General features: G+C 54.4%; 15 protein-coding genes. All 15 read left to right on the forward strand.

What is annotated here, in order from left to right:
- Positions 1 to 4: 4 nt before the first annotated feature.
- Positions 5 to 1159 carry an ABC transporter ATP-binding protein gene (locus LZ012_RS04600; RefSeq protein WP_275709627.1) on the forward strand — a complete coding sequence of 385 codons (1155 nt, stop codon included), beginning with the start codon at positions 5 to 7 and terminating at the stop codon, positions 1157 to 1159.
- The gene (locus tag LZ012_RS04605; RefSeq protein ID WP_275708007.1) at positions 1156 to 2373 is read left to right on the forward strand and encodes an ABC transporter ATP-binding protein; all 1218 of its coding nucleotides are present in this window, start codon (positions 1156 to 1158) and stop codon (positions 2371 to 2373) included. The genes LZ012_RS04600 and LZ012_RS04605 overlap by 4 nt, the downstream gene beginning before the upstream one ends.
- Before the next feature lie 51 nt (positions 2374 to 2424).
- Positions 2425 to 3177, forward strand: a complete 753-nt coding sequence (locus LZ012_RS04610) for an ABC transporter permease (RefSeq protein WP_275708010.1) — start codon at positions 2425 to 2427, stop codon at positions 3175 to 3177.
- Positions 3178 to 3220: 43 nt separating this feature from the next.
- Positions 3221 to 4045, forward strand: a complete 825-nt coding sequence (locus LZ012_RS04615; protein ID WP_275708012.1) for a class I SAM-dependent methyltransferase — start codon at positions 3221 to 3223, stop codon at positions 4043 to 4045.
- Between the two features lie 6 nt (positions 4046 to 4051).
- Positions 4052 to 5389, forward strand: coding sequence for a glycosyltransferase (locus LZ012_RS04620; RefSeq protein WP_275708014.1), 1338 nt, complete (start codon positions 4052 to 4054; stop codon positions 5387 to 5389).
- Positions 5390 to 5395: 6 nt separating this feature from the next.
- Positions 5396 to 7300: an asparagine synthase (glutamine-hydrolyzing) gene (gene asnB, locus LZ012_RS04625; RefSeq protein ID WP_275708016.1), complete on the forward strand. Its 1905-nt coding sequence runs from the start codon at positions 5396 to 5398 to the stop codon at positions 7298 to 7300.
- Positions 7293 to 8690 (forward strand): hypothetical protein, encoded by a 1398-nt coding sequence (locus LZ012_RS04630; protein ID WP_275708018.1) that lies wholly within the window; start codon positions 7293 to 7295, stop codon positions 8688 to 8690. Before asnB ends, LZ012_RS04630 begins: the two co-directional genes overlap by 8 nt.
- Position 8691: 1 nt before the next feature.
- The gene (locus tag LZ012_RS04635) at positions 8692 to 10221 is read left to right on the forward strand and encodes a hypothetical protein (RefSeq protein ID WP_275708021.1); all 1530 of its coding nucleotides are present in this window, start codon (positions 8692 to 8694) and stop codon (positions 10219 to 10221) included.
- A 204-nt stretch (positions 10222 to 10425) separates the two neighbouring features.
- Positions 10426 to 11463: a glycosyltransferase gene (locus tag LZ012_RS04640; protein WP_275708024.1), complete on the forward strand. Its 1038-nt coding sequence runs from the start codon at positions 10426 to 10428 to the stop codon at positions 11461 to 11463.
- 1 nt (position 11464) lies between these two features.
- Entirely contained in the window at positions 11465 to 12688 is a 1224-nt protein-coding gene (locus LZ012_RS04645) for a glycosyltransferase (RefSeq protein WP_275708026.1), read from the forward strand.
- Positions 12685 to 13944 (forward strand): glycosyltransferase family 4 protein, encoded by a 1260-nt coding sequence (locus tag LZ012_RS04650; protein ID WP_275708028.1) that lies wholly within the window; start codon positions 12685 to 12687, stop codon positions 13942 to 13944. The genes LZ012_RS04645 and LZ012_RS04650 overlap by 4 nt, the downstream gene beginning before the upstream one ends.
- 1038 nt (positions 13945 to 14982) lie before the next feature.
- Positions 14983 to 15894, forward strand: a complete 912-nt coding sequence (locus LZ012_RS04655) for an MraY family glycosyltransferase (RefSeq protein ID WP_275708030.1) — start codon at positions 14983 to 14985, stop codon at positions 15892 to 15894.
- Positions 15895 to 16158: 264 nt separating this feature from the next.
- Positions 16159 to 16743 (forward strand): CBS domain-containing protein, encoded by a 585-nt coding sequence (locus LZ012_RS04660; RefSeq protein ID WP_275708033.1) that lies wholly within the window; start codon positions 16159 to 16161, stop codon positions 16741 to 16743.
- 15 nt (positions 16744 to 16758) lie between these two features.
- Positions 16759 to 18165, forward strand: a complete 1407-nt coding sequence (locus tag LZ012_RS04665; RefSeq protein ID WP_275708036.1) for a sigma-54 interaction domain-containing protein — start codon at positions 16759 to 16761, stop codon at positions 18163 to 18165.
- A 160-nt stretch (positions 18166 to 18325) separates the two neighbouring features.
- Positions 18326 to 19723 carry a GntP family permease gene (locus LZ012_RS04670; RefSeq protein WP_275708038.1) on the forward strand — a complete coding sequence of 466 codons (1398 nt, stop codon included), beginning with the start codon at positions 18326 to 18328 and terminating at the stop codon, positions 19721 to 19723.
- Positions 19724 to 19725 lie beyond the last annotated feature (2 nt).

The raw sequence follows: 19725 nt of genomic DNA on the forward strand, positions 1-19725 counted from the left end.
GGAAGTGGATGCCGTTGCCAACGACATTGCGTTGCGCTGTACCAGCGTTGCGAAGAGCTTCTCCGTCCAGCGCGAATTGCGTGTCTGGCGCATTCTTCTCGGGGCGGACGGGGCAGGGCGAGGGCCGGTGATCGAGGCCTTGCGCGATATCACGCTGGAGGTGGCGCGCGGGAAGATCGTCGGGATACTGGGGCGCAACGGTGCGGGCAAGAGTACGCTGTTGCGCTTGCTCGGGCAGGTCTATGAGCCTACGCGCGGCCGCATTGAGGTCTTTGGTATCGTAGCCGGCCTCTTCGAACTGGGCGGCATGGGCAATCCCAATCTGACCGGGCGGGATTATGCCGTGCGCTACCTGCGGCTGATGGGTGTGCAAACGGTCGATTTGACGGGCGTTCTGGACGATATTGCGGATTTCTCAGAACTGGGCGAGGCCTTTGATCAGCGAATCCGCTCGTATTCGTCCGGGATGGCCGCGCGCCTGTACTTCGCGGTCGCGACGGCATACCAGCATGAGATCTACCTGATCGACGAGTTGTTGTCGGTCGGCGACGAGCACTTCCAGGCCAAGTGCTGGCGCCGCATGCGGGAGCGTTTGCTGAATGGCGCATCCGGTGTGCTCGTGACGCACGACTGGACGGCCATCGTAAAACTGTGCGAGACGGCCTGCGTGATCGAGGATGGCACGTTTTCATTTGTCGGGCCCAGCGACAAGGCGGTGGTGTCCTACCTCAAGCTGCCCATGCCGTCGGCATCGGTAGCGCGTTTCGGGATGCTGCCAGAAGCATTTTCGGCGCAAACGGGCGAGACACTGCGCATCGAGTTGCCGGTTGAAATCCTTGAGCCGGGTGCGGTCTACTGTGCCATTTCCATCGAAACGCTGCACATTGGCATCGGCTGGGAGATCGTGATCCTGTCCGATTACGTTCGCGTTGGCGAACTGTCGGGTGCCTACCGTGTGAGCCTTGAAATCCCTGCTTTGCCTTTGGTGCCCGGGAACTATTCCCTGAACCTTTTTCTGAATCATGCCAAGCTCGGCGGCGGCGATTGCCGATCATGGACTTATGGCAATGGCTTGCGCCTCACCGTCGACGGCAACGTTGCGCAGACTGCGGTTCGCTTGCCGTTCGTTGCTCGACGCATTCCTAAGGGGATTGCATGAATCTCTGCGTAGCCTTGGAGGGGGTCTCCAAGGTATATCCTGCTGGTAACTCGGCGACGGGCGATCTGATGAATGCCATGGGCGGGCATGCGCCCCAGGCTGGCCTTCCATCCGGTAAACTGGCAGTGGATCAGGTCACCCTCACGCTCAAGGAGGGGGAACGTTTGGGAATTGTCGGGCGCAACGGTGCTGGCAAGTCCACCCTGCTACACATGATTGCCGGCATTTCCGATCCGAGTTCGGGGGAGATCCGGATCAACGGCAAGGTCACGTCGATTATGACTTTGGGCGTCGGCCTGCGTGATGATCTGACTGGCCGCGAAAACATCTATGTTGATGGCGAAATCCAGGGTAAATCGCGGGCCGAGGTGGATACCGTGATCGACCAAGTGATCGAATTCTCCGAGCTCGGCAAGTTCATCGAGTACCCGGTCCGCACCTACTCGACGGGAATGAAGGCGCGCCTGGCATTCTCGATGATCACCCATATCGACCCGGAAATCCTGATCATCGACGAGGCACTTTCGGTGGGAGATGCCACGTTCTCCGCCAAGGCGACCGCCCGAATCCTAGAAATTTGCGCCAAGGGGAAGATCGTCATCCTCGTCTCGCACGGGATGCAGTCGGTGCGTGACATCTGCAACCGCTGCATCTACCTCAAGGATGGCCGCGTCGTTATGGACGGTACGCCGGAGGTGGTGACCAAGGCGTACATAAACGAAGTCAGGGGTGAAGATGAGGCGGCTTTGATGGCGCGCTTTGCTGCGCATGTCGGTAACCGCTCGGCCGTCAGCGGCTACGAGATAGACACTCCTGTCATGCTGTCGGGAGACGGACATGACCATTCCGTCCGAATCGAAGCAGTGCAAACGCTAAAGGTTCGAGTACGTGGAGCCATCCCGCTGGCAAATTCAGAGGCGATATGTCGAATCCGCATCGTGCGCCTGGATGATCTCTTGCTGTTCCAGCAGGATTTCGAGACGGGAGCCTTCGGAGAAGGTGACGGAGCTTTCGGCGTGGAGTTGGAGTTCGCGCCGTTGCCATTGGCGCCAGCGATTTATAGGCTCGATGTCGAATTACACGATCGCCCCGTGACGGGTACCTCTGCGTGTGCGGTGTCGTCGGCGATATTCGAGGTGTATTCGCTATCCCCGCCCGCTGGCGGCAAACCGATGCTCTATTACCCGGTGCGGGCTGGCGCCTCGCCGGCCTGAGACTTGGAGAAGATGATCTTGTTTGGATTCAATCGGCACGATTTCAGGTTGATGATCAACCTTTTCAAAATGAACGTCAGGGATAGGTATCTCGGTTCCTCCTTGGGGAGTTTTTGGGCGATAACCAACCCGCTCTTCATGCTTTCGCTTTACACCTATGTCTTTGGATTTGTCTTCAAGATCAGGCTACCGGGTGCGGAAGCGACGCTGGTTTATGTGATCTGGTTGATTAGTGGCTACGGCCCCTGGATTGCGTTAAACGAGTCCATCACGGGGGCGGCCAACTCTGTGGTGGGAGCTTCAGGGCTCGTCAAGAACATGGCGTTCAAGACTGAACTGCTCCCGATTGCAGGGACGCTGGTCGGGCTGATCAACCTTGCTGTCAGTCTTTGTTTTCTGTTTGTACTGCTGGTCTGGTCTGGAAACCCGGTCACCTGGCATCTTTTGTTCTTGCCGCTGGTAATGGCGTTGCAGTTTGCCTTCGCAGCGGCACTAGGTTTGTGGCTCTCGGCGATTACTGTATTCGTCCGAGATGTTATTCAAATCCTGCCGACATTGCTTACCGCAATCATGTTTATGACGCCGATTTTTTATCCGTTTGAAAAGATGCCTGCGATTATTCAAAAGATCACCCTTGCAAACCCGCTTTATCATATTTCAGAAGGGTATCGAGTAATTATCATCGCGAGCCGCATGCCTGATATGGTCGGACTTGGGTATGTCGCGGTGATTTCTTTCGTCATATTCTATTTTGGCCTGCGTGCTTTTCGTCGTGCAAAGGGGGCCTTTGACTCGGCAATCTAGGCACTGCCCGCGATCGTATAAAAACTTCAAACAAGGATAGGTAATGTCTCAATTTGAAATCTCTAGAAAAAACTCTGAATTCTGGAATGAGCTATGTGGATCTGGTCTGGCAAAGGTTCTCGGGATAACGGATTCATCTCCCGAGTCATTGAAGAAATTTGACGATTGGTATTTTGATTTTTATCCATATCTCTTCGATTACATCCCATTTGAATCCATGAAAGGTAAGAATGTTCTTGAAATCGGACTAGGGTATGGAACAGTGTCACAGCGGTTGGCGGAGTCAGGGGCCAACTATACGGGTTTGGATATTGCCCACGGCCCTGTTTCCATGGTCAATCAGCGCCTAGCCCAAAACAATTTGCCAGGCTCAGCCATCCTGGGAAGCATTTTGGAGCCGCAATTACCAGCCGTCACATTTGATTATGTAATTGCGATCGGCTGTCTTCACCATACGGGCAACCTAAAGTTTGCTATTGAGCAATGTCACAACTTGCTTAAACCTGGTGGGCAGTTGATCTTTATGGTTTATTACGCATATTCCTATCGGCGATTCCGTATGACACCACTTCTGACCATTAAGAACATGGTCAAAGAGGCATTTGGATATCGAGGTGTTGTGGGGAATGGCTCTAATCGGCAGCGGGCCGCATACGATGCAAGTTCTAATGGCGGTGGAGCGCCCCACACTGATTGGATTTCGGAAAGGTCGTTGAAGGACTACTGTGGTGCATTCACCTCCTTTAAGGCCTCAGTCGAAAACATTGACCAGGAATCTCCATTCCGGTCTACCCCTCGCAAGGATCTGCTTAAGACAAGGTGGCCTTCTATTGTAGGTCTTGATCTCTATGCCACTGCGACAAAGTAATCGCTCATGAACGTTTTACTCTTATACAACTCAACCCAAACGTTCACGAATACCGTCTACGAACACCTTGCCAGCTTCGCAGATTACTCTAGTCATCGGGTGTTTTATTCCCATTCCGACCCTGTATCGGAACTCAATCTTGATCTTGAAAATTTTGATGCCGTAGGTATTCATTTCTCGATCAGGCTGCCGTTTGATCAGGTCTCAGCTTCAGTTGAAAAGGCACTCAAATCATTTAACGGATTGAAGTTTTTATTCATTCAAGATGAATACGACTATCCTCGCAGGACTTGGTATTGGATTCAGAGCCTAGGAATCAATCTAGTGTTCACAGTAGTGCCAGAGGCAGGAATTGAAATCGTTTACCCAAAAGCAGAATTCCCGCATACACGTTTCGTCACGAATCTAACTGGCTATGTGCCGGAAAAACTCCCGCCCACTCAAGATTTGCCAAGGCCCTCTGAGCGAAGTCTTATGGTGGGCTACAGGGGGCGACCCCTGCCAATTCGCTATGGGCAGCTTGGCATTGAAAAAATTGCAATTGGTCAAATTGTTAAAAAATACTGTGATCAATTTGATGTAAATGGCGACATCGCATGGAGTGAGGAAGCTCGCATCTATGGCTCAAAGTGGTACGACTTCGTTGTGTCGTGCAGGTCTATGCTGGGTTCTGAAAGTGGTAGCAATGTGTTCGATTGGGATGGAACCTTACACGAAGTTATCGAACGGTACCGTAGGGACAATCCAAGAGCGTCAGATGAAGAAGTCTATAGAGATATTGTTCGGCCAAGGGAAATCGATGGTCTCATCAATCAGATTTCACCGAGAGTCTTCGAAGCAATTGCCTCGCGAACAGTCTTGGTCTTGTTTGAAGGCGAGTATTCGGGTGTGATCCGACCTGGGGAGCATTTCATCGCATTAAAGAAAGATGGTAGCAATTTAGATGATGTTGTTCGACTGTTAAAGAATGAGGACTATGTTGATGCTATGGCGGATCGCGCATGGAAAGACGTAATCGTTTCTGGGAAGTACTCGTATAAGTCATTTGTCGGCATGGTTGATAAGGAATTGGAGCGCTCCGCCAGCGTGTTGGCGTGTTGTAAGGGCTCCTTTTCAAAGCGCGTCGATAACTCTTTAACGCCAATCACAACAAGCCCGATTAGAGCCAATCCGCCCCAGCCCTCTACGGACACGATTATCAATACTGTGGTTGGGGCTGTGGACTCAAAAGATTTGCTCAGGAGAACTGCTATCTATCTATGGTGGAAACTACCTGAGTCGGTGAGGCTCGTGTTGAAGCCGATGTTAAAGCCGATGTTAAAGCGGCTCATTCAAAGAGGTTGAGTACAAATGTGTGGAATCTTTGGTCTTCTTTCAGACCAGTCTCGCGCCATTGATGAGTCATCAGCAGACTTAGATGCCGGCTTGACCCGCATCCGGCACCGTGGCCCCGACGGCACAGGAAAATGGGTATCTGACAGTGGCCAGGTGGCCCTAGGGCATGTGCGCCTCTCCATTATTGATTTGGAAACGGGCGCGCAGCCGATGCACAGCGACGATGGCCGCTACACCATTATCTATAACGGTGAGATATTCAACTACATCGAGTTGCGAGCAGAGTTGGGGGAAAGCCAGTTTCGCACCCATTCTGACACAGAGGTGGTGTTACGGGCGTTCCATCGCTGGGGTTCCGACTGTGTGAACAAGTTGCGGGGCATGTTTGCCATCGCCATTTGGGATGCTGTTGAGCGACGGCTTTTCTTGGCACGCGACCGGTTCGGTATCAAGCCGCTGTACTGGACTAAGACATCCCAAGGTTTCTATTTCGCATCCGAGGTCAAGGCTTTACTGCCGTTTCTTGACCGGCGTTCCGTCAACAGTGCGGCGCTCTCCGATTACTTCACCTTTCAGTTTTGTCTGGGTGAAAAGACTTTGATGGATGGCGTTTGGCAAATGCCAACCGCTCACTTTGCCTACGTCTCCCCAGATCAGCAGCCCAAGATACAGCGCTACTGGGAGGTTCATTACGAGGTTGATTTCGATCATACTGAGCAGTGGTTTACCGAGCGTCTGCGCGATCTACTGCAAGACTCTGTGAGCATGCACATGCGGGCTGACGTGGAGGTGGGGAGTTATGTGAGCGGGGGGGTGGACTCAAGCCTGTTGGCTTCTCTGGCACGTGGCGTGCGGCCAGATGGTCCATTTAAGGCATTTAACGGCCGCTTTATGGATGGCCTTGATTTTGATGAATCTCACTACGCTAAAGCCCTGGCGGATGAGCAAAACATGCAACTGCATGTGGCAGATATTAGCGAACAGGACTTTGTAGATCACATCTCCAAAATCATTTGGCATCTGGATCAGCCAACGGCAGGCCCTGGGTCTTTTCCGCAATACATGGTTTCCAAGCAGGTAGGGCAGCACATCAAGGTAGTACTTGGCGGGCAAGGCGGGGATGAAATTTTTGGCGGCTATGCACGATACCTGGTAGCTTACTTTGAGCAGTGCATCAAGGGCGCTATTGATGGAACGCTTCACAACGGTAATTACGTTGTGTCCTACGAATCCATTATTCCCAACCTGGAAACCCTGCGTCAATACAAACCCATGTTGCGCGAGTTTTGGGCGAGTGGCCTGTTTGGTGAGCGTGATGAGCGCTACTGGCGCCTGGTCAACCGGGCCAATACCTTTGGCAGCATTCTGGTGCCTGATGCCATTGATCAACGTGCCACCTTCGAGGAATTCAAGAGCATTTTTTGGGGCAGCAATGTGGGCAAGGAGTCTTACTTTGATTCCATGACGCACTTTGACTTCAAAACGCTGCTACCCGCGCTGCTTCAAGTAGAAGACCGCATGAGCATGGCACACGGCGTGGAAGCCCGCGTGCCGTTCCTTGATCATCCCTTGGTGGAGTTTGCCGCCACCATTCCGGCGGACATCAAGTTCCGCAATGGCGAACTAAAGCGTTTGCTGAAGGCCGTGTTCGGCAACCACTTGCCCTCAGCCATCCGTGACCGCAAAGACAAGATGGGCTTTCCGGTTCCGTTGAACCTGTGGCTTAAGCGCGGCGGCCCGGCAAGAGATTTGATAGGCGACATTCTGGGCTCTCGGAGCGCCCGCACACGCCCCTATCTAAGCAACGGATTGTCGATTGATGCGGTTCTTGATTCGCAAAGTGCCTATGGGCGCAATCTTTGGGCATTGCTGAGCCTTGAGTTGTGGCACCAACAGTTTGTGGATCGTGCCGGTGTCTAAGAACGTACTCTTTTGTTATTCGCGCCTGCCGTCTTTTACCAATGCGGTGAGAGACTATGTGCAGGCGTTTGGCGATTACTCGGTGCATCGAATCCATTATTACGATATGGATTCAGGGCCGCTGGATTTCGACCTTGAGCCATTCGACTGCATTATTTTTAATTATTGCTTCTGGGCGCGCTGCCTATCCGTTTCGCCGGATTTTAGAGAGCGTGTTGCAGATTTCTCCGGCTTGAAGATAGCCATTCTTCAAGACGAATATGAGTACTTTCTTTGGCACGAAAAAACGCTGATTGCGTTAGGCATAGACACCATCGTTACCTGCGTGCCAGAGGCCCACTGGCGTGACGTTTTTCGTGATGATGCTTTCAGGCGCGTTACCTTTTTCAATGCTCTTACGGGGTACGTACCGGATAGCCTTTTGAGTTTGTCGAACTCCGCCAAGCCTCTTGTTGAGCGGGGTTGGATACTGGGATATCGAAGCAGACCGGTTCCGTTTGCTTATGGACGGCTCACACAGGAAAAGCTTCTTATCGGGCAGCGCATGAGGCAAATCTGCGCAGAGAGGTCCATTCCAGCCAACATTGATGTCACGGAAGAGTCTCGAATTTATGGGGCGGCATGGCCTGAGTTTGTTGGGAACTGCAGGGCTGTGTTGGGCACAGAGAGCGGTTCCAATGTTTTTGACTTTGATGGATCGACCAAGCCCGCCATTGAAGCTTTTCTTAAAGAGCATCCAGATGCCGACTTCGAATCTGTGCACGAGTGCTTTTTGCAGGGCCGCGATGAGACGATCCACATGAACCAGATCTCTCCCAGAATTTTCGAAGCAATTGCTTTGAGAGCAGGGCTGGTTCTTTTTGAAGGCAACTATTCGGGCGTTGTTAGGCCATGGGAGCATTTCATTCCATTGAAGAAAGATTTCAGCAATGTGGATGAGGTTTTTTCTGCGCTTGAAGATTTGCCAAGCCTGGAGGCCATGATTCAGCGTGCGTATGACGATGTGATCGCCTCAGGCAAGTATCACTTCCGAACCTTTATCGGCATGCTGGATGCGCATGTTGAAAATGCGAAATTGCCGGGTAAGGGTTACGAGCCTTGCTATGGGTTGATTGCGTGGCGCGTATCTGCTGATGCAGCGCTCAAGGTAATTTCTGGCCAGCGCATACAAACCCCTACCAGCAAGCCGCTCCGACACTTTGACCTGATACCCGACCCCGTTGTGAGCGTGCGCATTAACTGGGGGGCGCTGCACCGTGCGTTAATGCGGCGTTATGAAACTGTTCTGTATTCACCAATGGGACGTAAGTGCAATGCGTACTTGCAAGGCAATGCATTGGTGTACGCCACGGTGCGAAAGTGCGTGCGACTTTTGACAGGCAGGTGGTAGCGTGCAGCAGGTGTTGCCTTCCGGCTATTTGCCATTGGTTTCCATCATTGTGCCCATCACCGATGATGCACATGAGAGCGGAAGGCGTATGGACTTGGCTCGCGCGCAAACCTGGCATGGGCTGGAAGTGATTCCGGTTCAAGTCCAAGGGGCTACCGGAATTGCCCAGGCCGTGAATGTGGGTCTTTCGGCCTGCAAGGGTGACTTTATCAGCCTGCTGCTTCCTGGTGCTAGCTACGCCCCAGACAAGATTGCAATGCAGGTAGCGTTTGCTGTGCAGTTTGACTTGCAGGAGGCTGTGGTTTTTTGTAACTACACCATTGTGGATAGTCGGCTTGAAGGTGGTCAACTCATTACTTTGCCATCAGTCGATCCTGCATCGATGTTTCGTAAAATTTATTGCGGATTGCCGATTGATTGCAGTACGTTGTTGGTTTCACGGAAAGCCTTAACAGACTTGGGGGGGCTTGATGAGCGCTGCGGCGTGGCTGCATTGCATGGTTTTGTTCTGGCCCTGAGCCAGCATGCAGATATGGTGGGCATGGCTGCGAATTTGGTTTGCTGTACTAGGCAGGCCCATTTCACTGGTGCGGAGAAGTCTTGTCTGCGTGTTTTGTATAAGGAATTGCTTTCAGACCTTGTGCGGTCTAGCAAGGGCGATGTTTACGATGCTGACGTGTTTTCAGTACTGGGTGAAGCAGCGGCGGCACGGTTGGAACAGAGATTGCCTCTCGCGGCATGGGATGCCTGGTGTGCCGCACGAAAACTACAGGGCCAAAGCGGGGATGGCCGTCGTGCCTTGTCGTCGTTTGCCAAACCTTTGTTGCGCAGCACTTGGCGCCGCCTTCCTGTTTGGTTAAAGCACTTATTACGGACGATCCTACCCAGCCAAGCGGAAAATGTCAGCTCGCGTCTGGATTTTTCCGCCATCTACCGTGATAACGGATTCGTCGGTACCGAGTCCCTCTCAGGCGCAGGCTCTACCAGCTTCCAGACACGCGTCATACGGCAGAAACTGCCGGCGCTCTTTAGAGAACTGGGGGTCAAGAGTGTTCTCGATATTCCTTGCGGGGACTTCCACTGGATGCGCAATGTGGACCTTTCAGGCATTTACTACACCGGTGCGGATGTGGTGGAAGACATGGTCCGAAAAAACCAGCAGCTGTTCGGTGGCCCGTTGCGGGCGTTCGAGTGTGTCAACCTGATTACCGGCCCTCTACCAGTCGCAGACCTAGTTTTTTGTCGCGACTGCCTGGTGCATTTGCCTTTCGAAGATGCCTTGGCAGCCATTGAGACCATTCGACAGAGCAAGTGCCAGTGGCTGTTGACGACAACGTTCACGCGGGATACACCCAACGCCGACCTGGATGCGGCAGGCTGGCGCGCACTGAACTTGACCCTCCCCCCTTTCAACTTGCCCCAGCCTGCATTGCTGATATCGGAGAAATGCACCGAGGCTGGTGGTTTAGCAGGGGATAAATCGCTAGGGCTGTGGCGTATTGCCGATTTACAAACGCTCGAACTGGCTTGAGCCGTGCAAGCGATGCGCGTGTTTATACTTCCCTCATGGTGCCCAACCGCTGAGCAGCCTTTGAGTGGCACCTTTTTTGTCGAGCAAGCCCATGCAATGGCTTTGCTACGGCCTGATTGGATTGTTGCAATATGCCAGTTTGACCTAGCGCGATCGCGCATGCCTTGGCGTCCTTGGGAGATGCCGCGGTTTGTGAAGGATTGGATGAGTATTCCACGGATGGAGCGCCTAGAGGCGCAGTCCGGTTTGCACGAGTACCGAGTATGGTCGCCTTACCTTCCTCGCTTCGGGCGGCAGATTAAATGGGTTGTTAACGCCAAAGCCCTAGCTTCACAGGCCAGATTGGCGCTGGAGGACTTTATTCAACGCTTTGGCAAGCCCGATCTGATCCATGCCCAAGCTGTCTATCCCGGTGGTGCTGCTGCAGTCGCACTGGGAAAAGCATACGGCATTGCTGTCGGTCTGACAGAACACCTAGGCCCTTTTCCTCCGCCAACGTTGTGTCTGCCCAGCGGGCAAGTCATGCCGCTGGTGGTCGATGCCTATGGGGGTGCATCGCTGTGTAGCGCAGTGAGTCAGTCTTTGGCACATCGTGTCAGGGAACTAGGCCTAGCAAATGAGGTAACGGTCCTGCCCAATTTTTTGCCTGACCAGTTTGGTCTATTGGCTGACCAACGGAGCCCTGCGGGGAGCGGATTTTCATTTCTCAGCGTAGGCGGTCCCAGCCATGCAAAAGGCACTGATGTGCTTTTGAAAGCACTGGCTAAAGTGAGCTCCGGTGTCACTCTGCGAGTGGTTGGAGATGGTCCAGAGATGGCTTTCTTCCAGCACTTGGCTGACGATCTGGGGCTCTCTGAGCGGGTGCGGTGGTTGGGTGCGATACCGCGTGACCAGATGCCTGAGCACTATCAGACCTGCGACGCCTTTGTCCTGCCAAGCCAGGGAGAAACCTTCGGCGTTGCCTTCATTGAGGCGTTGGCTTTTGGAAAACCACTGATAGCTACGCGTTGTGGTGGGCCTGAGGAGATCGTGAATGCGCGTAACGGATTGTTGGTGCCAATGAATAGTGTGGATGATTTGGTGGTCGCCATGCAGGACATGGTTGCACATGCAGGACGCTATAAGCCGGAAATATTGCGCGCAGATTTTCTTGCTCGCTTCTCGGCGAGTGGGGCGCTCGCTCGCATCGAAGCGTGGTACCACGCGGTTGTGCGTACAGGCGAACTCAAGGTGGCGTCATAACATGAAAAACTTGAAACCGTCCGTTGTGATGCTGACGCCAGATCGTCAAATCGACCGCAGAATTTTATTGAGTGCGGACAGCCTGGAAGCCGCCGGTTGGGAGGTAACTATCATCGCCATGCCTCTGGACGAGCAGGCAACTGATGATCGACGCGTGGTACGAATCGGTTCGAAAGCAGGCCCTATCAGTAGGGAAAACCGGGTGCTGGAAGCATATCGTTGGATACGTGGTCATTTGCCGATGAATGGCCGTCTGATGCGCTGGATGAAACGGTTAACTTGGCGCTATCTGGTGGACCAGGAATCGTTTTATTCCAAGCTGTTCTACAGCACTGCGTCGCAGTATGCACCGCGCGTGTTTGTGGCCAATGATTTACCCATGTTGCCTGTGGCTGGGCGACTGGCCAAGGAGTGCGGAGCTAAGTTGGTGTATGACAGCCATGAGCTCTACAGCGAGCAAGAATTTTCTGAGCGCGAGAAGCGACGCTGGTCCGAGATAGAGGCCAAATACATCGGTGCTTGCGACGTGGTGATTACAGTCAACCAGTCGATCGCAACTGAACTGGAGCAGCGGTATGGCGTAAGCGGTGTCCGGGTGATCTACAACGCAGAGCGCACCCCTCAAGCATCGATCATGACACGTCGTCTGCATGAAATCTTTGGCTTGCCGCTTGATAAAAAAATTCTGTTGCTGCAGGGGGGGCTATCTGCCGGGCGTAACTTGGAGGTGCTGGTAGATGCGATGCGCTATGTGCAAAACACGTCCGTGGTGCTTGTTGTGCTTGGTGACGGACTTTTGTTGTGCAGTCTTCAGAAGCTGGCGCGACAACAGGAACTCAAGGGGCGAGTCTATTTTCATGCCGCCGTGCCACAAAACGAATTGCTGGCACTGACCGCCGCCGCAGATGCCGGCGTGATTCCCTATCAGGCCACTTGCTTGAACAATCACTACTGCACGCCGAACAAGTTGTTTGAGTTTATTGCGGCTGGTCTGCCGATTCTGGCAACGGATTTGCCTGAGGTTCGAAGATTGGTTGAAGGGCTGCAGATTGGCCTAGTGGGCGACACCGGCTCCCCCCAAAAGCTGGCGGCATTGGTGGATGATTTTTTCTCGGACGAACATCGATTTGCTACTTGGAAAGCCCAAGTAAAAGTGGCGCGTGAGCTTATTTGCTGGGAGCAGGAAGAGAACAAGCTGGTCGAAATTTACGGGACATTGCAATGAAAGTAGTTGTTGTTTACCAGTACTACCAGGGGTGCGGTGCGCCTGGGCATTCTCTCGTTTATGAGTTAACGCAGTTTCTTGCCGAACGTGGTCACGATGTTACGGTAGTCTCCGGTGAAACGGGCTACATGGAACGAAATGTCCCAACCTTGCCTTGGTATCGGCGCATTATTAGGCGTGAATGCGATGGCAAGGTGAACGTGGTGCGAACCTACACCTATTCGGAATTGCACCGAAGTTACCTTGGCCGTCTGCTAAGCTTTATCTCCTTTTCTTTGTCATGCCCGCTTGGATTGTTGACCGTCCATAAACCAGACGTCGTGCTGGCATCTTCACCACCAATTTTTCCGATGTTTCCTGCTTGGTTAATATGCAAGCTGCGTCGTATTCCCTTCGTGATGGAGGTTCGCGATCTGTGGCCAGCATCTGCAATCCAGATGGGTATTTTGAAAAATAGGCAACTCATTGGTGTCATGGCATGGATGGAGCGTGTGCTATACAACCAGTCGGCGAAAATTGTGGCTTTGACCCAAGGAATACGCGACGATATCTGCGCACGAGGCTGGCCCAAAGCCAAGGTTGAGCTGGTCACCTGTGGCGTGGATTTTGACAAGCTTTATTCTGACGCCCCGGGCGCGGCGTTTATCCGGGACAAATTTGGCTGGCAGGATAAAAAAATAATTTTGTACTTTGGCGCCTTGGGTGAAGCCAACAACATATCTGTAACGCTTCGTGCAGCGCATCGCTTGCAATCAAGGCAAGACATTATTTTTGTTTTGATTGGCGACGGCATGAAGCGGATTGAAACTGAAGGGCGGATATCAGAACTTGGTTTAAAGAATCTTCTCGTTCTTCCCCCTGTGCCAAAAGATGATGCACGTTTGTATATCAATGCAGCTGATTTGTGCTTGGTCACGCTGCGGAATATCCCTCTCTTTGATGGTGCGATTCCGACCAAATTGATTGATTACATGGCGTGTGGAAAAGCGGTTCTCTGCGGAATTCGGGGGGAAGCAGAACGCATCATCAATGATGCCGGTGCTGGTGCAATATTTGAGCCCGATAACGATGAGCAACTTAGCAACTTGGTCCTTGATTTGTTGAGCGATAAAACTCGAGTTAAGAAAATGGAAGCGGGTGGCTTGGCTTACGTGCAAAACCGCTTTTCCGCAGTAACGATGCGCCAGCAAATGGAGTCAATTTTGCGGAGTGTTGCTAATAGCGATCACAGCACCGTCGTTGCAGAGGGAAGCTAATATGATCAAGCTTAAAACCAGGCGGTTGTCAGTGCCTTCCGCCAGGTCTGTTGGGCGCTGCTCCCTGGGCCAAATCTGCTGAATATGTAGCTTGTCGGATTGTGCGAGAAGATAACAGTGCCGTAGGGCGGCGACTCTGGTATTTGAAGAATCGACCAGCCAATTTGTCCTGAGCCTCTACTTTGTTGGCGTAGACCTCTCTTTGATCGTACTGCCTTCATTGACGTAGAGCGAGTCATTGCATCGGGTTCGGTAGCGTAGTTTTCGAAGTTAAGTTCGCCTTCGGTGATTTGGTGGCACTTTGCTGTATTCCAAAGTCATGCAAGAATGCTCTTCTCGATGAACAGTTATGCAACTGGGGAGATGTTGTATCGGCAGAGCATAATTTATGGAGCGGATGCAGACCGTAATGTGGTGTCCATCATGACGACAATCCGCGATTTGGTATTTTCGATTTCATTTGGCGCAAATGGCTGATGCAAGCCTATCCATATTGATGAGTTGGCTTGTGCCTATGTTGAAGCGCTGAAAACAAACGAAACCATCATTTCTGAGTGCTGATTGCATAAGTGATGGGGATTTATTTTTCGGAGTTACTCAGACGCGATTATTGATACGAGACCAAGTGCTGATTCAACTTCCCTGTATCGTTTTGTTGTTGATCGTAATGGCTAAGAAATGTTGGCGCCAATTCGTTCGAAAATAAATGTTGAACGTGCGCTTCGTGGTTTGGTAGCAGACAATCAATACGTAAATGACGATTTTGGCTAGGTGTTGCGGGCGTTTTATTATTTATAAGCGATAAGATCAAAGTGATCTTTGGGGATTGTGCATTTTTTAATCGGTTTTTGCTTTTCCGTTTGACGAGGTTCTGTTGTGAATGTGCTTGAGGCAGCTCTTCTTTTTTGCGTGCTATTTGCGTGGGGTGTTGGCGCTTGGGTGAGCAGGAAGGCGCAAGTGCTTGGTTTGCTACAAGCCCCTAACCAACGCTCCTCGCACGTTCAGCCCACACCGACGGGAGGTGGCCTCGGCTTTGTCATGGCAGCTAGTTTAGCGGGTTTCGGTTTGGTGTTGCTGTACGGCTGGTCGCTTGGGTGGGGCGTGATTTGTCTTGGTGCGCTTCTTGCCGCTGTAGGCTTGCAAGACGATATTCATCAGGTTTCAGTCCGCTCACGCTTCGGCATACAAATTTTGGTATCCGCCGGATTTTTGGCTCTTTTGGGTGAATTGCCGGCACTGAGTTTTTTAAGCTCAATCAAGTTTGAGATAGCGGGATGGTTATTGAGTGCTCTACTGCTCCTTGTCGGTGTTTGGTGGATCAACTTATTCAATTTCATGGATGGTATCGATGGTATTGCTGCTGTGCAGGCAGTTTTTATGTTGCTCTTGAGTGCTCTCATGGCCGCCGAGGTTCAGCCGGAGGCGATGGCTGATCCGGCCTGGTTGTTCATGCTCTCTGTCGCTGCCGCCGTTTTGGGTTTTCTACTGCTCAATTGGCCTCCTGCTAGAATTTTTATGGGCGATGTAGGCAGCACTTGGTTGGGTTTTGTGATTTTTGCGCTGGGTTTGATTTCCGTACAGAAAGGCTGGCTGAACTACGCGGCCTGGCTGGTTTGGGCGGAGGTGTTTGTTGTCGACGCAACCGTGACCTTGTTGACTCGCCTTGCTCGTGGTGAGCGTTGGTACGAAGCGCATAGTAGCCACGCCTATCAACGCTTATCGCGCCGATGGCAAGGGGCGCACAAGGTGGGGCACCGTTCAGTCACGCTTCTCGTGATGATAGTTAACGTGTTGTGGGTTGCACCTTGGGCCTGGGCATGCTTGAACTGGCCAGAGTGGTCGCCCACGTTCGTGGTCGTTGCCTATGTGCCGCTCGTATTGGCGGTATTGTGGCTGGGGGCAGGTAGACCTGATGAGTTTTCGGGAGATGAAACGCATGTGAGAAGCTAGAGGCATGCTGTTGTCCAACTTGCTTCATCTTTTGTGAATCATGCTGAATCCGGGCAAACATACAATCCCGTGACAGCGGAAGTTAGATTGATCTTTTGGTTTGAGTTTTGCTGGCTTAGGGTTTTCCCTCAAAACGCTTGTAATGTCTCCCGATTCGCCGAATACTTGAAGGGCACCGGTTCTGCCTTGAACACATCGGGGCAACTCCGGTTCCACAGAGAGATGTTTGGTCGGTAAAACAAGAACCCGCTGGAGGATCGAGACATGACTTTGGCTGCCAAAGTGCGTACGCACAAGATTTCCAAGAACGTTACCCTGAGCGCTTCCGGATACAACCTGGTGGGCGCTGATTCCCCGGCCATCGAGGCGATGACCGATTTCCTGCGTGTCAATGTGGTGATGATCGGCCCCGACGACTCGGTGATCGAGGCCAATGCGCGGATGATTGCGCGCGGGGTCCGCATGCTGATCGTCAGCGGCACCCACGATGCGGTCCTCGGCCTGATCACCGCCCGCGACATTCTCGGCGAGAAGCCGATGCAGGTCGCCCAGGCCCGTGGCTGCAAGCGCGACGAACTGCGGGTGGCCGAACTGATGACGCCGATCGGCCACGTCGATACCCTGTATTTCAACGAGGTGCTGCATGCCCGGGTGATCGACATTCTCGACGCCCTGAAGCATCTCGGCCGCCAGCACATCCTGGTCGAGGACGTCGATCCGACTTCGGGCCTGCCCCGCGTGCGCGGCATGTTCTCGGCTACCAACATCGGTCGCCAGCTCGGCGTGCCGGTGCTCGGTTTCGAGCTCGCCAGCACCTTTGCCGAAATCGAGGCGGCGCTATCCAATTGAGGAACCGATAGCGGCATGAATTCCGCCGAAGACCTGCAACAGCTCGCTTCCGAGTCCCTGCTCGCGCATTACGCCGAGTATTGCGAGGGGGCGGTCATCGTCGACGCCGAGGCGCGTATCGTCTGGATGAACGAACGTTATCCGGAACGCCTTGGGATCGCCGTGCCGGAGCAGGTCGTCGGCCAGGAAATCGAGAAGATCATTCCCAACAGCCTGATGCGCCAGGTGGTGGAAACCGGGCGGCCGATCATGCTCGACATCATGGAATTCGGCGATGCGGCCTTCGTCGTCACCCGTCTGCCTTTGCACGACAAGGCGGGCAAGGTGGTCGGCGCCGTCGGTTTCATGCTGTACGACGATACGCGCCATGTGCTGTCGTTGATGTCGCGCTACCAGCGCCTGCGTAGTGACCTAGCCGAAGCGAAAAAGAAACTGGCCGAGGCGCGCAAGACCAAATACACCTTCGCCAGCTTCGTCGGTGCCGGGGCGGCGTGCAGCGCCGTCAAGCAGGCGGCGCGGCGGGCGGCGCGGACGACAGCCGCGGTGCTTATCCTGGGCGAGACGGGGACCGGCAAGGAATTGCTGGCGCAGGCCATCCACGCCGCCAGTGCGCGCATCGACGCGCCCTTCGTCGCGGTCAACATCGCCGCCGTGCCGGAAACCCTGCTCGAAGCGGAATTCTTCGGCGTCGCGCCGGGCGCCTATACCGGGGCCGAACGCGGCGGCCGCGACGGCAAGTTCAAGCTGGCTGACGGCGGCACCCTGTTCCTCGACGAAATCGGTGACATGTCGCCGGCACTCCAGGCCAAGCTGCTGCGCACCTTGCAGGAAGGCGAGTTCGAGCCGGTCGGCTCGAACCGGCTGACTACCGTCGATGTCCGGGTCATCGCGGCGACCAGCCGCAACCTGGAGAAAATGGTCGCCGATGGGCAGTTCCGCGCCGACCTTTACTACCGGCTCAATGTCATCACCCTGCGCACGCCGCCCTTGCGCGAGCGGCTCGAGGATTTCGCCCTGCTCGCCGATTACCTGGTCGATTCGATCTGCCGCAACCAGGGCATGCCGCCGCGCGGGATCAGCGCTGGGGCGATCAACCGCCTGTGCCAGCACGACTGGCCGGGCAATGTGCGGGAGCTGGCCAATGTGCTGGAGCGGGCGCTGCTGATGTCGGACAGCGACACGCTGGAGGCCGACGATCTCGATGCCGTCATGCCGGCGACGCCTGTCGACTCGCCCAAGGTGGTCAGCCTGCGTCCGGTCGGCATGGCCGAGGCGGTGGCCCAGGCCGAACGCGAGGCGATCCGCCAGGCGCTGCAGAGCGCCCGCGGCAACAAGGCCGAAGCGGCGCGCCAGCTGGGCATCTCTCGCGCCGCACTGTACGAAAAGATGGCAGCCTTGGGCGTCGACGCCCAGTTGGCCTGACTGTCTGCCGATCCGGACACTCTGTCCGGGCCGGCGAACACGCTGGACCCGTTGCGACGTTCAGGATTTCAAGAAATTCCATATTGTTCAATGAGTTGATTTTTCTGGCACGCCCCGTGCGTTAGGGTTGGCTTTACAACAATTCTCAAGGAGACAAATCGTGGACTTTCTTATCGTGCTGGCGTCGCTGGCGTTCCTGATGTTCGTAGCCTATCGCGGCTACAGCGTCATCCTGTTTGCCCCCATCGCGGCCATGGGCGCCGTACTGTTCATCGACCCCAACCTGGTCGCGCCGATGTTCACCGGCCTGTTCATGGACAAGATGGTCGGCTTCGTGAAGAACTTCTTCCCGGTCTTCCTGCTCGGTGCGGTATTCGGCAAGGTGATCGAACTGTCCGGCTTCTCGAAATCGATCGTCGCCGCAGTGATTCGGATCATCGGCCGTGAGCGGGCGATGCTCGCCATCGTCGTCGTCTGCGGCCTGCTGACTTACGGCGGGGTGTCGCTGTTCGTCGTCGTCTTCGCGGTCTATCCGTTCGCGGCGGAAATGTTCCGCCAGGGCGGCATTCCGAAGCGCCTGATCCCCGGCACTATCGCACTCGGCGCCTTTACCTTCACGATGGACTCGCTGCCCGGTACCCCGCAGATCCAGAACATCATCCCGACCACCTTCTTCAAGACCGACATCTACGCTGCACCGTGGCTGGGCACCATCGGCGGTGTCTTCATCCTGATCTGCGGCCTGAGCTACCTGGAATGGTGCCGCCGCCGCGCCGCTGCCGCCGGTGAAGGTTATGGCGAAGGCCACAGCAACGAGCCGGAGCCGATCGACAGCGCCAACCTGGCCCATCCGGTCATCGCCATCCTGCCGCTGGTCATGGTCGGCGTCATGAACAAGGTGTTCACCTCGGCCATCCCGGCCCTCTACGGTGAGAAGGTGTCCTTCATCCCGGCGGTGATCGGCAAGGCCGCGCCGGTGGTCCAGCAGACCAAGGCGGTGGCCGCCATCTGGGCGGTCGAAGGTGCCCTGCTGATCGGCATCGCGACGGTCTTCGTCTTCGGCTGGAAGATGGTGTTCAGCAAGTTCGGCGAAGGCAGCAAGAGCGCCATCGGCGGTGCCCTGCTGGCGACCATGAACACCGCTTCCGAATACGGTTTCGGCGCCGTGATCGCCGCGCTGCCCGGCTTTCTGGTGGTGGCCAACGCCCTGTCGGCGATTCCCAATCCGCTGATCAACGAGGCGATCACCGTCACGTCGCTGGCCGGCATCACCGGTTCCGCCTCCGGCGGCATGGGCATCGCGCTCGCCGCGATGGCCGAAACCTTCATCGCCAACGCCAACGCCGCAGGCATTCCGCTCGAAGTCTTCCACCGCGTGGCGTCGATGGCGTCCGGCGGCATGGATACCCTGCCGCACAATGGCGCAGTCATCACCCTGCTCGCCGTGACCGGCCTGACTCATCGCCAGTCGTACAAGGACATCTTCGCCATCACCTGCATCAAGACGCTGGCGGTGTTCGTGGTGATCGGGGTTTTCTACGCCACCGGTATCGTCTAAAC

Origin of the sequence: Dechloromonas hankyongensis (assembly GCF_022012295.1) — a bacterium.
In the GTDB taxonomy this organism is placed as follows: Bacteria; Pseudomonadota; Gammaproteobacteria; order Burkholderiales; family Rhodocyclaceae; genus Azonexus; species Azonexus hankyongensis.

Bases quoted from the DNA above. Each gene is read 5' to 3' on its own strand.
- LZ012_RS04615 (WP_275708012.1), top strand. From the start codon at position 3,221: ATGTCTCAATTTGAAATCTCTAGAAAAAACTCTGAATTCTGGAATGAG.
- asnB (WP_275708016.1), top strand. From the start codon at position 5,396: ATGTGTGGAATCTTTGGTCTTCTTTCAGACCAGTCTCGCGCCATTGAT.
- LZ012_RS04665 (WP_275708036.1), top strand. From the start codon at position 16,759: ATGAATTCCGCCGAAGACCTGCAACAGCTCGCTTCCGAGTCCCTGCTC.
- LZ012_RS04620 (WP_275708014.1), top strand. From the start codon at position 4,052: ATGAACGTTTTACTCTTATACAACTCAACCCAAACGTTCACGAATACC.
- LZ012_RS04650 (WP_275708028.1), top strand. From the start codon at position 12,685: ATGAAAGTAGTTGTTGTTTACCAGTACTACCAGGGGTGCGGTGCGCCT.
- LZ012_RS04640 (WP_275708024.1), top strand. From the start codon at position 10,426: ATGAGTATTCCACGGATGGAGCGCCTAGAGGCGCAGTCCGGTTTGCAC.
- LZ012_RS04610 (WP_275708010.1), top strand. From the start codon at position 2,425: ATGATCAACCTTTTCAAAATGAACGTCAGGGATAGGTATCTCGGTTCC.
- LZ012_RS04660 (WP_275708033.1), top strand. From the start codon at position 16,159: ATGACTTTGGCTGCCAAAGTGCGTACGCACAAGATTTCCAAGAACGTT.
- LZ012_RS04655 (WP_275708030.1), top strand. From the start codon at position 14,983: ATGGCAGCTAGTTTAGCGGGTTTCGGTTTGGTGTTGCTGTACGGCTGG.
- LZ012_RS04645 (WP_275708026.1), top strand. From the start codon at position 11,465: ATGAAAAACTTGAAACCGTCCGTTGTGATGCTGACGCCAGATCGTCAA.
- LZ012_RS04605 (WP_275708007.1), top strand. From the start codon at position 1,156: ATGAATCTCTGCGTAGCCTTGGAGGGGGTCTCCAAGGTATATCCTGCT.